Source organism: Cupriavidus sp. 8B, from assembly GCF_054589115.1.
Map to the genome: position 1 here is coordinate 1 of NZ_BAAILO010000057.1, position 14246 is coordinate 14246.

A 14246-nucleotide genomic window follows, 5' to 3' on the forward strand; every position below is an offset into this window, starting at 1 on the left:
ATCGGACTCGTCAAAGTACCGATGTCCGGAAGGCAGGCGCTTAGCCGCCAGGATGCCTTCGCGCTCCCAGCGGCGCACCGTACTGGGAGCCCGTCCAATGCGCTTTGCGAATTCGTTGATCCGATAAAACTTGCTCATGGCGAGCAATCATAGATACTTCTGAGCAAGAATGGAGTATCAGTTGCTCGCTCCTCCTGGGGTCCGTCTCGCGCGGACGTGCGGATGGGTTGCGATGCGATTTAGTGGGATCTTACATCGATCACGCTTTGGCGCGGGCCTCGAACAGGGAGTCCCACATGCTGTCGACGCGCGCCTTGACCGCGGCATCCATCTGGATCGGTCGGCCCCATTCGCGGGTGGTTTCGCCCGGCCATTTGTCGGTGGCGTCGATGCCCATCTTCGAGCCCAGCCCCGACACCGGCGAGGCAAAGTCGAGGTAGTCGATCGGCGTGTTCTCCACCAGCACGGTATCGCGCGCGGGATCGACGCGGGTGGTGATGGCCCAGATCACTTCCTTCCAGTCGCGCACGTCGACATCGTCGTCCACCACCACGATGAACTTCGTATACATGAACTGGCGCAGGAAGCTCCAGACGCCGAACATCACGCGCTTGGCGTGGCCGGCGTACTGCTTCTTCATGCGCACCACGGCCATGCGGTAGCTGCAGCCCTCCGGCGGCAGGTAGAAGTCGGTGATCTCGGGGAACTGCTTTTGCAGCAGCGGCACGAAGACTTCGTTGAGCGCCACGCCCAGCACCGCGGGCTCATCGGGCGGCTTGCCGGTATACGTGGAGTGGTAGATCGGGTCGCGCCGCATGGTGATGCGGTCGATGGTGAAGACGGGGAACCAGTCCTGCTCGTTGTAGTAGCCGGTGTGGTCGCCATACGGACCTTCCAGCGCGTGCTGGTAGCCGGTGGGATGATCCGGGTCGGGCTGGATATGGCCTTCCAGCACGAACTCGGCCGATGCCGGCACGCTTAGCTCGGACAGCGTCGGCGTGATACAGCCCGCCAGCGCCGTGCGGCTGCCGCGCAGCAGGCCGGCAAACTGGTATTCCGACAAGGTGTCCGGCACCGGCGTGACGGCGCCGAGGATGGTGGCCGGGTCAGCGCCCAGCGCCACCGCGATCGGGAACGGCTTGCCGGGGTTGGCTAGCGCGTGCTCGCGGAAATCCAGCGCGCCGCCGCGATGCGCCAGCCAGCGCATGATCACCTGGTTGCGGCTGATCACCTGCTGGCGGTAGATGCCCAGGTTCTGGCGCTTCTTGTGCGGGCCTTTGGTGATCACCAGGCCCCAGGTGATCAGCGGCGCCGCGTCTTCCGGCCAGCAGGTCTGGATCGGCAGGCGCGCCAGGTCCACGTCGTTGCCTTCCCAGACCACCTCCTGGCAGGCCGGGCTGCTGACGCGCTTGGGCGCCATGTCCCACACCGACTTGGCCAAGGTGAACAGCTTGCCGGCTTCGCGCAGGCCGCGGGGCGGCTCGGGCTCCTTGAGCGCCGACAAGACGCGGCCGATGTCGCGCAGGTCGGCCAGGCTTTCCGCGCCCATGCCGAGGGCCACTCTTCGTGTCGTGCCGAACAGATTGGCCAGTACGGGCACGCTATAAGTCTGACCAGGCCGATGCGGATCGCTCGGGTTTTCGAACACGACGGCCGGTCCGCCGGCTCGCAACAGCCTGTCGCAGATTTCGGTCATTTCGAGGTTGGGCGACACCGGCGCACCGATCCGTTTCAGCTCGCCAAGGCCTTCCAGTTGGCCCAGGAAATCGCGCAAGTCGTTGTATTTCATGATTTATTCGATTGAGGCGCAGGCACGTTAGCGCACCTGTCCATGCAAGTGGTGTGAAGCAATATTCACATGAAAGTGATGGGACACAAAAAAATCGTCCCAATTTGCATCTCCAAATTGTAAATTTTTTGACTCTGCCTTGGTCGGTAGGGATGGCCTCTATGCTTTGCCAGTACTGAGATCTACCCAATCGAGGGGGCACGAAAGTGCGTCAAAGTCCCTTGTTACATATAACCAAAAGCTTTGTTTTATCTAAACGTTATTCTTGACGATGTATAAAAGGGTTCCTACAATCCGGTTCTGCTCGTTGGAGTGTTGCGGTGCAGCACATTTTCTTCTGCCCTGTCAAGGGGATTAGTGGGGAAATATCCATATCTGATCATAAGAACGGATGCGTCTGAGCAGGACGGATTCGATCGATCGCCCCGGCCGTGGCCGGGTGCTTTGAGTAGTTCGCGGCAGGGCAGGCTCCCCCAAGAGCCTACCCTGTTTCTCGTTGGGCGCATGGGGAGCGCCCACCAACAGGTGCTGGACGTCTTTGCTAGGCGGCGCGGCATCCTTACTTGAATACGCGGTCAACGGGCGTGCGGCGCAGCAGCGCGGCACGAAGCGGACAGCGGATGGAGGTAAGTATGAGTGGTTGGAAAACCCTTCATCTTCCCGGAGTCGGACGGGCATTGCAGGTCCGTTTCAGACACCCGGTACCCGGAGTGAGTCGGGCATTGCAGGTCCGCCTTGCGCATCCGGTCGCTGGCCGCGCTTTACGAAGCGGTCGCGCAACATTGAAATATGCCCTGAACAGTCTCGGGGTCATGTCTGTAGTCGCTGCGGTATCGCTGTCTGTCAGCCAGGAATGGCGTACGGCCCTGGCCGGTGCGCTGGCCGGCGAGGAAGCGCCCGCGGTGTTGATGGAAGCCGCAGTGCCTGCGTCCACGGCCGATGTGGCCGCGGCCAAGCTGGGCCTGACGATGGCGCAGTCCGCGCAGTCCGCGCAGTCCAAGCCCGCAGGCTTGCCGACCGTGTCCGGCACGGACGACTGGGGGCAGCAGCCCGCCGGCAAGGTACCCTCCGTGGCCCACCTGGCCGCGCAGATCCCGGCACAGCGCGTGGCACTTGACGCGCGCAACCCGGCCACGCTGGGCAGCGCGCGCGAGCAGGCTGTGGTGGCTGGCTACATCGCCCGTAAGTATCGCGTGGCGGCGCAGGCCACCGCGCAGTTGGTGAAGGCCGCGTACCTGACGGGGCGCGAGGTCGGTATCGATCCGTTGCTGATCCTGGGCGTGATCGCGATTGAGTCCAGCTTCAATCCGTACGCGGAGAGCGGCGTGGGCGCCCAGGGCCTGATGCAGGTGATGACCAAGGTCCACCAGGACAAGTACGAGGCCGTGGGCGGCGTAGCAGCCGCGCTGAACCCGTATGCCAACATCAAGATCGGCGCGCTGGTGCTCAAGGACTGCATCGCCCGCGCCGGTTCGCTGGAAGGCGGCCTGAAGTATTACGTGGGTGCGGCGACCACCAACACCGATGGCGGCTATGGTGCCAAGGTGCTGGCAGAGCGCGCCCGCCTGCGCCAACTGCCGGGCGTGCGCAGCGTCGCGGCTGAGCCGGTGTCGGCCAAGCCGGAAGTGACGGCGGATGCCAAGGCTCAGGCCGAGCCTCATCACGGCACGGCCGGCGATAAGCTGGAAGCGGCAGGCAACGTTCCGAAAAGCGCCTGATCCCGGGATCTTCACTTCTCGGGCAGCGCAGAAAAAAAAAGCACCCTTCCGGGTGCTTTTTTTTCGTTGCAGCGACGGCTCTGGCTGGCGTTCAGGCGAAGAACTTGCCCAGGCGCGCCATGGCCTCCTCGATGTTCTCCATCGAGGTCGCGTAGGAGATCCGGATGTAGTCGCTCGCCGTGAAGGGGCCAAAGTCCTGGCCCGGCACCAGCACCACGCCGGCATCGTGCAGCATGGCCTGCGTCAGGCTGTCGGCATCGCCCGCGGCCGGGTGGTTGACGCCACGGCAGTCCGCATAGACGTAGAAGGCGCCATCCGGCTTGACCGGCACCCGCAGGCCGAGTGACTCCAGCGCCGGCACGACGGCATCGCGGCGGCGGTGGAACTCCGCCTTGCGCGCATCGTAGATCGCCAGCGCCTCGGGGGAGAAGCAGGCCAGCGCGGCATGCTGGGCAACGGCCGAGGCGCAGATGAAGAGGTTCTGCGCCACTTTCTCGAAGGCGCCCACCAGTTCGTCCGGCACCACCAGCCAGCCCAGGCGCCAGCCGGTCATATTGAAGTACTTGGAGAAGCTGTTGACGGTGATCACGTCGTCGTCCAGGCTCAGCGCCGATACCGGCGGCGCGTCGTACGACAGGCCCTGGTAGATCTCGTCGACGATGGCAAAGCCCTGGCGGGCCCGCACGGCCTTCAGGATGCGCGCCAGCTCGCCCGGCAGGATCGATGTGCCGGTGGGGTTGGAAGGCGACGCCAGCAGCACGCCACGGGTCTGTTCGCCCCAGTGGGTCTCCACCTGCTCGGCCGTGAGCTGGAAGCGCTGGGCCGGGCCGCTCGGGATCATCTTCGCGCGGCCGTCGAAAGCGGCAACGAAATGCCGGTTGCAGGGGTAGCTGGGGTCGGGCATCAGCACTTCCGCGCCGATCTCCACCAGCACGGCGCAGGCGAGCAGCAGCGCGGCCGAGGCACCGGCGGTCACCACCACGCGGCGCGCCGGGATGTCGATCCCGTACATGGTCTTGTAATAGCCGGCGATGGCCTCGCGCAACGGTGCGATGCCCAGCGCGCTGGTGTACTGGGTCACGCCGCGGCGCATGGCGGCCTCGGCGGCCCGCACCACGGGCTCGGCGGCGGTGAAGTCGGGCTCGCCGATCCCCATGTGGATGATGTGGCGCCCGGCGCGCTCGAGTTCGGCGGCCTGCTTGGCCAGCTCCATCACGTGGAAGGCGTCGATATTGGCAAGGCGGGAGGCGGTGGCGAGGCGCTGCAGGTCCATGGTGGGAATAGGCTTGGTGGGCTGGGTTGAATGAGTTTGGACGGAGTTGGGCGCAGTACAAGTAAAAACACCCGCCGGAGCGGGTGTCGGTACGGCAAGCATGGCACCGTGAACGGCGCCGGTTGCCGTCGTTCAGCGTCGGGCGGCCAGTTCCGGCGCGCGCACCTTGGCGGCCAGCTTGTCCAGCACGCCGTTGACATACTTGTAGCCTTCCACGCCGCCGAAGGTCTTGGTCAGTTCCACGGCTTCGTTGATGACAACCTTGTACGGGATGTCCACGCAGTGGATCAACTCGTAGCTGCCGATCAGCAGGGCCGCACGCTCGACCGGCGAGAGCTCGCTCACGGGGCGGTCCAGGAACGGCTCGAAGGCGCCCGTCAGCCGGGTTTCTTCGCGGATGGCGCCATTGAGCAGTGCATCAAAGTGCTCGCGGTCAGCCTTGTTGAAGCCTTGGGCGTCGTGCAGGTGGGCCTGGATCGCATCAGTATCGTTGCGGTTCAGCAGCCACTGGTAGAGGCCCTGCAGGGCGAGCTCGCGCGAGCGGCGGCGCGCGCTCTTGGGCGCTGCCTTGGGCTCGGTCTTGGCGACGGGCTTGGTGCCGGCGTCGTCCGCCGGCTTGCCGGCGGGGTTGCTGCTCTCGGGCGCGTCACTCATCGTCGTCCTCGTCTTCATCCGCTTCCTGGCTGCGCAGCGAATCCAGCGCGGAGACCAGGTTGGCCATTTCCACCGCGGCGCGGGCGCAGTCGCGGCCCTTCTCGCGGGTGCGGGCATGGGCCTGGGCGTCGGTGTCGACGGTCAGGATGCCGTTGGCGATGGGCACATTGAAGTCCAGGCCGACACGGCTGATGCCGGCGCCCGATTCATTCGAGACCAGCTCGAAGTGATAGGTCTCGCCGCGCACGACCGCGCCCAGCGCGACCAGCGCATCGAACTGGCCGCTTTCAGCCATTTTTTGCAATGCCAGCGGCACTTCGAGCGCGCCCGGCACGGTCACCACCAGGGTGTCCTCGCCTTCGATGCCCAGCTTTTCCAGCTCGGCGACGCAGGCTTCAAGCAGCTCGGCGCAAACCGGCTCGTTGAAGCGCGCTTGCACGATGCCGATGCGCAGGCCTTCACCTTCGAGGTTGCTGGGGTAGAAACCGTGATCCATCTTTATTCTCCTGGGTTCGGGTGGCGGCCAGCGACAGGTTCGCGGCTGCCGTGTATCCGGTAGTTCAGTTAGCCTGGCCGCCGCTCATGGGCTGGTAGCCAGTCACTTCAAGGTCATAGCCGGTCATGCTCGGCATTTTCAGCGGAGATGCCAGCACGCGCATCTTGCCCACGCCGAGATCCTTGAGGATCTGGGCGCCGGTGCCGTAGGTGCGCAAGTCCGGCTTCACGCGCGGGCGGTTTTGCGGCGCGTCGAGCGCCGAGAACTGCGTGAACAGCTGTTCGGCCGTGTCGCCGCAGTTCAGCAACACCATCACGCCATGCTCGGACTGCGCAATGGCTTCGAGCGCGGCGGGCACGCTCCAGGAGTGCGTGGTACGCGACACTTCCAGCAGGTCCAGCGTGGAAAGCGGCTCGTGCACGCGCACCAGCGTTTCACGATCGGCCTGGGGATTGCCCTTGACCAGCGCCAGGTGGGCGCGGCCGCTCGGCTTGTCGCGATAGATGATGCTGTGGAACGTGCCGTACGGCGTTTGCATGGTGCGCTCGCCGGCGCGCTCGATGATGCTCTCGGTGCGGCTGCGGTAGTGGATCAGGTCGGCAATGGTGCCGATCTTGATGTGATGCTCTTGCGCGAACTCGATCAGGTCCGGCAGGCGCGCCATGGTGCCATCGTCCTTCATGATCTCGCAGATCACGGCGGCCGGCGTCAGGCCAGCCAGGGCGCCCAGGTCGCAACCGGCTTCGGTATGGCCCGCGCGAATCAGCACGCCGCCGGGTTGGGCCGTCAACGGGAAGATATGGCCGGGCTGGACCAGGTCGGCGGCACGGGCATCCTTGGCCACCGCGGCTTGCACGGTGCGGGCGCGGTCGGCCGCCGAGATGCCGGTCGTGACGCCCTCCGCCGCTTCGATTGACACCGTGAAGTTGGTGCCGTGCACCGTGCCGTTGCGGCTGACCATGGGCTGCAGCTCGAGCTGGCGGCAGCGTTCGGCGGTCAGTGTCAGGCAGATGAGGCCACGGCCGTACTTGGCCATGAAGTTGATCGCCTCCGGTGTGACGAAATCGGCAGCCAGGACCAGGTCGCCCTCGTTCTCGCGGTCTTCCTCGTCAACCAGGATGACCATGCGGCCGGCACGGATTTCGGCAATGATTTCTTCTGTACGGGCGATTGTCATGGCTTGCAGGCTGGGAAGCTGGCTGAAGTTTGGGCTGGAATTCTGGCTGAATTTCGGGCGGGATGGCTTGCTGGCCGGCTGCCGGTGCAATCTGGCGGATACCCGCTTTGACGCACTTTTGCGCGCTTTTGCGGTATACCGGCTGGCTGCGGCAGCGGTCTGGCCCAATATTGTACGTCAACCGGGCGCCGCAGGGCGCGCGGCGCCTGCCGGGCCAATGCCGAAGGCCCTCCGTGTGACGGTGGGCGGCGGCAAGTCAGGTGGCCTTGCCAGGCGGCGGGGTGCTGAAAGGACGCGTGTCAGGCGGGTTTCGGGGCGCTCAACATGCGCTCCACGTACCGCGCGATTATATCGAATCGGCCGGGACAGCCTTAGCTGGCAAGGGCTCTGCTTCAAGGCAAGCGAGGTATACCGTCAAAAATACCGTCATGCGTCGTATGCTGCAGCGAGCCGTCAGTAGGCAGCGATAGACAGTTGCTCCAAAAGGTTGTCCCCAACCGCGCCTTCCCGTCCTAGCCATCACTGGCGAAACCGCGCACTAGATTGAGTCCGATGGAAGGAGAGGAAGGGTGCAGCCATCGGTCGATCCAGAGGCCCGTTTTTTTCTGGCGCGTATGCTCAAAGTTATTTTGTGGTTGATTGGTCACTAATGCCGATGCTACGCTGCTGAATCGACCGAATTCCGTTAGCCGTAGCGCCATTTGGTCGTCACTCGCGCTGCAGTGCCCGCCTGTGCGAATCAGCAGAACCAGCTTGCTGGATTTCGTCTCCCGCTTTTCCCCAGCACCAACCACAAACCGTCTGATGCCGCCAGGCAGGCGTTGCTGCGCGCTTCTTCATATCATCTTCGAGGAGTGCCCCATGGTCACCATTCCGACTACCGTAACCTCATCCCCCGAGGGGTTTCAACCCGCGTTCAATCGAGTCCAGCAGGAGGGGGATTTCGATGATGCCTTCACCTGCATCGCCACGATCACCGGCAAGACCCTGGCAGACATCCGCAAGTTGGCTATCGACAAGTTCCGTCATCCCGCCCATGGCCCGTACTGGGTTTATGCTGAAATGATCACATCGCTGCTTGCTCACTATGGACTGGTGGCGACGGTGTACAAGGAGGCGGAGACCGTCGCCGATCTGCCAGACCTCGCGCTAGCTATGGTCGACTATGACCCGGAGACGGAAATCGGCAGACACACCGTCTTTCACAGAGCGAAGGCCAGCCACGCGCCCAAGACGGTAATTGAGTACATGATCGACACCGCTTACTGGGTCGATACGGCACAGCAAGTGCGGACTGACTTCACGGGCTTTCAGCCCGCCTGGTATATCGGCGTTCACGCCATGAGCAAGCTGGCCGCTAGCGGGAAGTGAAAACTGGGTAGCACCCCGCGTTTCTCTTCAGCTTTTCACTGCCAGCCATGCCGACGGCACGTTGTTCAAGGTGTTCACAGTGACGGCGTGATCACCACGCTGCTCAGGGGGCACGGTTCACGGAGAACTATGACCAGCTACTAAGCTAAGGAAACGCGGGTTAAAGCGCTGCCTCTACCGGGAACGGGCGGGCTCGGTATGCTAAGCGCGGCGGTTTGCCGGAGTACGCTCTCTCGGACCACTTACTTTTGTCCGCACAGTTCGGCACCTGCCGTCGATCAGCCACTGTCGGCAACTTTCATTTGATTTCCGGCCGCTCTGTCCCGTTTCGCCTTGAGGCCGCAGAGTGACAACGAGTGCCCAGGGCTCTATGGGTCAACAGAAACGGAGCGTGACGCTGCCGCCGCAGGGGATGGTCGTTCGAGTCGGAAGCACATCAAGCAGCACTGTACGCTCATGCGGCCAAGCTGGTGACGTAACAGGGTGAAGCGCATCTGGCGCCGTGAGGGGATCGAGGTGCCAAAGAAACAACGCCCGTAGGCTCAATATCCTATGTTTGACAGCAGATATTGCGCCTCCAGGCGATACAACAGGCAGCGGGGGGTGCCGAACGGCTGCGAAGAGAATCGTTTAAAGTAGAAGCAGTCGGTACTGCGGTGTACGCTACAGTCAGAACGCGCGATATCCGCCCTCAAAAAAGGTGCTTGCGACTCTTCGCAGACGACTCGTGAGACAGGGAAGCCCCGCGTCTCAGATTTCCCCGACGGGCTTCGGCTTGTCGGAAGCCGAGGTCGGGAGCGCAGCGATCTTACCGGCCTTAGCCAGTTTCACCAGGCCCTCGCCAATTTTGGCGGTATTGGCGGCCTGAGCGCTGACTGACGACGCCACATCCTTCAGTGCGCCCAGACGAGGCAAGAGCGTCGGATTCGCCGCCACGCCCGAAACGAGGGCTGTGCTGCCTTCCGCCAGTTGCTTGTCCTTCAGCACGCCAAGCATGAAGGTAAACGCCGCATTGCCGAACGATGCCAGCTGCGCCTTGTTCAGGGTCTTAAGCTTCTCTTGCACTTCCTTGCTGGCGAGCGACTTTTGCAGCACGGTGGCTTCGTCATCGCGAATCTTGTTCAGCGCTGCGGCCTTTTCGCTGGGATCGGCGATGCTGTTGGCGGTAGCCAGATTGGCTTCGTGCGCCGCGGCATCTTCCTTGCTCGCCACAGCCTTGAAGATGTGACGGGAAGCCGTGCCAATCATCTGGTCGGCGTCCTGCGCGGTCTGGATGAACGCATCGATATCTCCAGCGGACACCGTGCTGGCTGACGCGCCGCCGCCCACACCTGGAATTGCAGAGGTCAGGTTGCCGAGGCCAAAGGCCATGGCTTGCGGCGCAGACATAGCCAGCAGGCCGGCCAGCATGGCGCCAAGGAGTGCGGATGTTTTCTTCACAGCGATTTTTCCTTAGTTAGGGTTCAACAATTGCTTCATGACACCATCGAGACTGGCTCGTGTGTCCTTGTCCAGCTCGATACTTTGCAAAGCGCCAACGTTCGCGGCATCCGTCACAGTCGGATAGCCGCTCGTTGCAAAGCCATGCTCCAGAATGGCCTGGCCCGATACGCTGCCAGACGACTTCTGCCGGTAGGCCAGGCGGATGCTGTAGCCCTGCGTACACATGCCGTCATCACATCTCTTGGCTTTCGGATCGATGCGATACAACGCCTCCAGGCATCGGTCATAAGTGCCAGGACGCAACTCGAGGTCCTTGGCAAAGCCGGACTGGCCGCCAACCTTGTCCTTGACCAGATCCGCAAGGCCCGGATTGATCATGACGATCGGCGCACGCGCAGCGCCGGCATAGGCCAGCAGATTGAAGCGCTCAAGCGCGACTGAGCCCACCTGGCTCTTCTCCGTCGGGCAGTACGCAATGCGCTGACCTCCCGCGCCTGCCTTGGCCACGCTCTCGATCAGGACCACATCGCCGCTGCCTGGTCTGGGAGGCTTGCCGGCAACAGGAAGGATCGGCGCTGCAATGACCCCCGCCCCATCACGGCTGACGACGTTTGCGTCCCAGGTCGGAACCAGGGCATCCTCGGCAAGGCTGCCGGGCCTGCCTGCATTGTGATAGACACGAATGGTCTCGCCGATCTGCAAGTTCATGCCGGGGTCGTCGATCTGGAAGGTATCTGACGACGCAGCGCTCACTTTTAGCGCGAGCGGCTTGAACTTGATCTCCTTGCTGAACTGGTCGGCCAGGTCATTCAAGGCATTCTTCAGCACCACCTCGCGGCGGTCCGCGGCGTTGAATCCGGAGTTGTTCGTCACCGTGTCATCGATACGCTGATTCACATCGGCCGCATAAAGCACGCGCCCGTCGCGCGACAACAACTCCGCGAAGGCCCAGGCCTGGTAGCTTTGCTGGGTCTTGTAGCTCAGGTTGGTCGGCAGCGCATAGTGCTTGGCGGGTGGCACCACCAGCCGGATAAAGTAGTCCGGCAGCGCCCGATTGCCGCTGACTTCGTGCCCGATCTTCGTATTGCTGTCGATCGATGCCTGGACCTGGCTAAAGTTGGCATTGAGCGGTAAGGTGGCGAATGGAGCGCTGCTGCCCAGTTTATCGGTGAACAACTGCGTGCTAACCGCGTATGACAGATCCGGATTGCCGTCGCTGACCAGGGCCAGGACGCGCGGCTTCTTTACGTCGGACAGCGCCATGGTGCTGGCGCGACTGAAGATGGCGCCATCCTTCGGTGCACCCAGCACGGGCACGGCCACCGCATAGCTCTGACCCGCATGCTCGACGCGGATCTCTGACTCGCCGTCGTTCATTACATCGCCCTTGCCGATGCCTGCCTGATAGCCTTTGTCCAGGATCACAAAGCCACGCCACGTGTCGGCTACCCTGGTCTCAACCACATACGGATTAAACTGTTTGGCCGCGGCCGTCAGTGTGCTGTCCAGCAGTGCGGCGAAACCCGACCGGTACGCAGCCGCCACCTTTGAATCGATGGCCGCCGGTCCCTGTGCGCGTGCCACCGTAAGCACGTCATAACGCGTCTGGCTAAAGGACTGCAATACCTCGCCAGTCATCGGGTTGCTAAAATAGACGCTCAGCGTGATTGGCAAGTAGATATCTGCGGTGCCGTCGGTCTTGTCGATCTGATAGCGGGAGACACGCGTTACCTGCACGGATAACGCAAGCGTGCGCAACCGATTTTTGCTGTCCAGGTTCTGCGTGAGATCCTTGAAATACGCTTGCGCCCGTTGTTGCAGCAGCGGGATCGCCTGCTTCACGTCGAGCGCGGCCCGGAATGCCGGATCAATCTTGCTGCTGCCCGCGACCGGCGTCCCGGTCGCGCTCGATGCGGCATCGTCGAAAAAGATGCCGGGGACGACGTAGAGGCTCACTGGTGCCGCAGCACCGGCCTGCCCTGCCAAAGCCGCCATCGCAACGGCGGCACCGATAGTCAATGCATTCCAGCCCATGTCAGCGTGCCGCCTTGGGCTTGCTGCACCCATTTATGCACAAGGTGATCACGTTGCCGTCCACCATCGAGTCAAGGCTGGCGAACTGCGGATTGTTGCCCAGGACCATCGCGACGGCCTGGTCCAGCGGATCGCTGCCCTTGTAGACCGCAACGACTTCCACCTGGCTCGCCCCGGCCTGGCGCTGTGTTGCCTTGTCCAGGCCCGGCACCGTCTTCAATGCCTGGTTGAAGGCCGTGCGGCTCATCAGCGAGAGATTGCCGCCGGTCAGGCGGATGACATATTCCGCGCCGTACATAGTGCGCTTCTTCGCAAACTCCTGAATGCGCTTGCCCACCTGGTTGCCAAGGCTACTTGCCAGCTTGACGGCCAGCTTGGCCCGGCAATCGTCCGACGAGGCGCCGATGGCGGCTTCCGATTGCGTGGCCGAGCCGATGTCCTCACCGGTCTTGGTCGAAAAAGTCTTGGTGCTTGCCACGCCGGTACACGCCGGCTGGCCGGAATTCTTGTCGGTCCCCAGGTCGTAAATGACCGAGGAACCGATCATCAGGTAATCCGCGGTCGCTTCCTGTCGCGCAAAGTCCACGTACTTGGCCAGCTCTGCGCCGTTTTCCAGCTGGTCCAGCGTAATGGCGCGATTGCCGAAGTATTTGCTCTTGAAGATCGCATTGTCCAGGACCTTGATGTCCAGGTCGCCAAGCTGCCCCTTAAGCTCGTTGTACGTGTAGTTCTTTTTGTCCGGGCCCGTATTTTGCGGCTGGTATTTGACCAGTTTCCTGAAGTACGTGTTGTTATGGTCTTCCGCGTTGACGCTGTGCGCGTAGGCGGATTGCGACGACGACGCTGCAGCCACGTTACTGCTGCTGGCCGCGGCGACCTGCCGCGAGGCGGCACCGGCCGCCTGATGGCTGCTGGCGCTTGCCGCGTCAAACCTGCCCGAGTCGCGTCCTGCGACGGCCGCCTGCCCGCCATAGGCGTCGCGCGCAGCGCCAGCGACCTGCGTGTCGCGCGCGGCGCTGACACGGCCTGCCGACGAATCCTTCACGGCAAAAGCCGCCTGCTCCTTGGACGCATAGGCGGCCTTGCTGCTGGCAGCATAGGCCGACTTATTCGAGCTGGCGGCTGCTTCCTTCTCATTGTAGTGCGCCCCTTCCTCGTGCCGGAACTCGGTCAGTTCCTCGAGTGGCGCTCGCAGATTCGTCGGCGTCGTAAAAAACTCATCCATCATGACCAGGATGGGCTGGCTGCGCGTGGCGGTGGTATTCATTGCCAGGCCAAGGTCGCTGATCTGTGTGCGCAGGGCCTTGTCGTCCATGCGCAGCGTGATGCTGACCTGGTACTGGCCGTCGGCTGAGCTTGGCGTAGGGCTATAGAAGGATTCCTCACCAACCTGAACCACTAGGTCATCCAGCCTCGCCTGCACTTCGGAATTCTTGCTCGTGCCGGCACCGACGACCTTGTCTAGCGCTGCAAGGACGGCATTGCGCTTGGCTTGGCGCAGCGCCGAGGTCCGCACAGAATTCAGGTCATCCGAGATCTTGGCCGTACCGACGCCGCGGGATTCGATATCCATCGCGTGTGCAGTTGGCAGCACAACCATGGCCGTAATGGCTGCGGACAGTAGCTTCTTATTGAAGACGTTCATATTTTGATCTATTTAGAATTGGGTAGCGTGACCGAGACATCGCCAGCGCGCACCACGGTACCCGTCGATGTTTCGTCAATGGAGGCTTCGCCGGCTTGTGCGGTCGTCTTCAGCAGGCCGAAACGCTGTAGCAGTACCCGATACTCGCTCGACGAACGCAGCGGCTCCAGGTAATTGCTGGCGTCGAGTCGCGCGGGATCACGCATGCCTTTGCTGAGCGCGTTCTCCAGCGCAGCTAGGGCGGCTAGCCGGTTGCCAGAGGCGGCCTTGGCCTCCGAGGCGATCAGCCAGGCATCCGCGTTTTCGGGATTCGCCGCCGTAAGCTGATCTGCCAGAGTGGCGGCTTGGCCGAAGTTCTTTTGATTGAGAGCGGTTTGAACTTTCTCGATCGTCACCGCAGCAGCACTGGCTTTAGCAGTATCTGCTTCCTTCTCTGTGAAATTGCAGCCAGAGATCAGCAGCACGCCCGTCAGCATTGCCAACGGCAACTGCTTGTTGAAAAGCTTCATTGTTAGTCTCGTCTTGAGCGAATTGATGTTCAATTCTTTGGTCGCGACACCCACTTTGTGCGGAAATTGGGAACAACTTCACCCGAACCGACGCAGCTTCTGCCTCCGGCCCCAGGTCTTGCACGCTTCTTATCGGC

General features: G+C 62.6%; 12 protein-coding genes. 2 read left to right on the plus strand and 10 right to left on the minus strand.

Translation table 11 applies throughout. From position 1 onward, the window contains the following. A partial coding sequence (locus ACYP5B_RS05470) for a MerR family DNA-binding transcriptional regulator (protein WP_459568905.1) occupies window positions 1–138 on the minus strand: 138 nt, incomplete at its 3' end. A 121-nt stretch (window positions 139–259) separates the two neighbouring features. Further along, window positions 260–1789, minus strand: a complete 1530-nt coding sequence (gene ubiD, locus ACYP5B_RS05475) for a 4-hydroxy-3-polyprenylbenzoate decarboxylase (RefSeq protein ID WP_318234308.1) — start codon at window positions 1787–1789, stop codon at window positions 260–262. Between the two features lie 632 nt (window positions 1790–2421). Between ubiD and ACYP5B_RS05480 the strand changes: the two genes are divergently transcribed. Further along, on the plus strand, window positions 2422–3507 hold the full coding sequence (locus ACYP5B_RS05480) for a lytic transglycosylase domain-containing protein (RefSeq protein WP_459568883.1): 1086 nt from the start codon (window positions 2422–2424) through the stop codon (window positions 3505–3507). Window positions 3508–3598: 91 nt separating this feature from the next. Here the strand turns inward: ACYP5B_RS05480 and ACYP5B_RS05485 are convergent, their stop codons facing one another. From ACYP5B_RS05485 to ribBA, 4 genes are all read right to left on the minus strand, one after another. Continuing rightward, the gene (locus ACYP5B_RS05485; RefSeq protein ID WP_459568884.1) at window positions 3599–4780 is read right to left on the minus strand and encodes a pyridoxal phosphate-dependent aminotransferase; all 1182 of its coding nucleotides are present in this window, start codon (window positions 4778–4780) and stop codon (window positions 3599–3601) included. A gap of 132 nt (window positions 4781–4912) precedes the next feature. Further along, window positions 4913–5434: a transcription antitermination factor NusB gene (gene nusB, locus ACYP5B_RS05490; RefSeq protein WP_459568885.1), complete on the minus strand. Its 522-nt coding sequence runs from the start codon at window positions 5432–5434 to the stop codon at window positions 4913–4915. Beyond that, complete coding sequence (ribH, locus tag ACYP5B_RS05495; RefSeq protein ID WP_267604010.1) at window positions 5427–5930, minus strand: 6,7-dimethyl-8-ribityllumazine synthase; 504 nt, start codon at window positions 5928–5930, stop codon at window positions 5427–5429. The genes nusB and ribH overlap by 8 nt, the downstream gene beginning before the upstream one ends. A 64-nt stretch (window positions 5931–5994) precedes the next feature. Further along, a complete protein-coding gene (gene ribBA, locus ACYP5B_RS05500) occupies window positions 5995–7107 on the minus strand; it encodes a bifunctional 3,4-dihydroxy-2-butanone-4-phosphate synthase/GTP cyclohydrolase II (protein WP_267604009.1) in 1113 nt (370 codons plus the stop codon). An 861-nt stretch (window positions 7108–7968) separates the two neighbouring features. Here ribBA and ACYP5B_RS05505 point away from each other — a divergent pair. Continuing rightward, complete coding sequence (locus ACYP5B_RS05505; RefSeq protein ID WP_459568886.1) at window positions 7969–8478, plus strand: polysaccharide deacetylase family protein; 510 nt, start codon at window positions 7969–7971, stop codon at window positions 8476–8478. 750 nt (window positions 8479–9228) lie between these two features. On the opposite strand, the gene ACYP5B_RS05510 is transcribed toward ACYP5B_RS05505, so the two are convergent. From ACYP5B_RS05510 to ACYP5B_RS05525, 4 genes are read right to left on the minus strand one after another with little or no spacing between them, the layout of a single operon-like run. Continuing rightward, on the minus strand, window positions 9229–9888 hold the full coding sequence (locus tag ACYP5B_RS05510; protein ID WP_459568887.1) for a hypothetical protein: 660 nt from the start codon (window positions 9886–9888) through the stop codon (window positions 9229–9231). A gap of 42 nt (window positions 9889–9930) precedes the next feature. Continuing rightward, window positions 9931–11955: a hypothetical protein gene (locus ACYP5B_RS05515; RefSeq protein ID WP_459568888.1), complete on the minus strand. Its 2025-nt coding sequence runs from the start codon at window positions 11953–11955 to the stop codon at window positions 9931–9933. 1 nt (window position 11956) lies between these two features. Next, window positions 11957–13600, minus strand: a complete 1644-nt coding sequence (locus ACYP5B_RS05520; RefSeq protein ID WP_459568889.1) for a hypothetical protein — start codon at window positions 13598–13600, stop codon at window positions 11957–11959. Window positions 13601–13608: 8 nt separating this feature from the next. After that, on the minus strand, window positions 13609–14109 hold the full coding sequence (locus tag ACYP5B_RS05525; RefSeq protein ID WP_459568890.1) for a hypothetical protein: 501 nt from the start codon (window positions 14107–14109) through the stop codon (window positions 13609–13611). Between the last annotated feature and the right edge of the window lie 137 nt (window positions 14110–14246).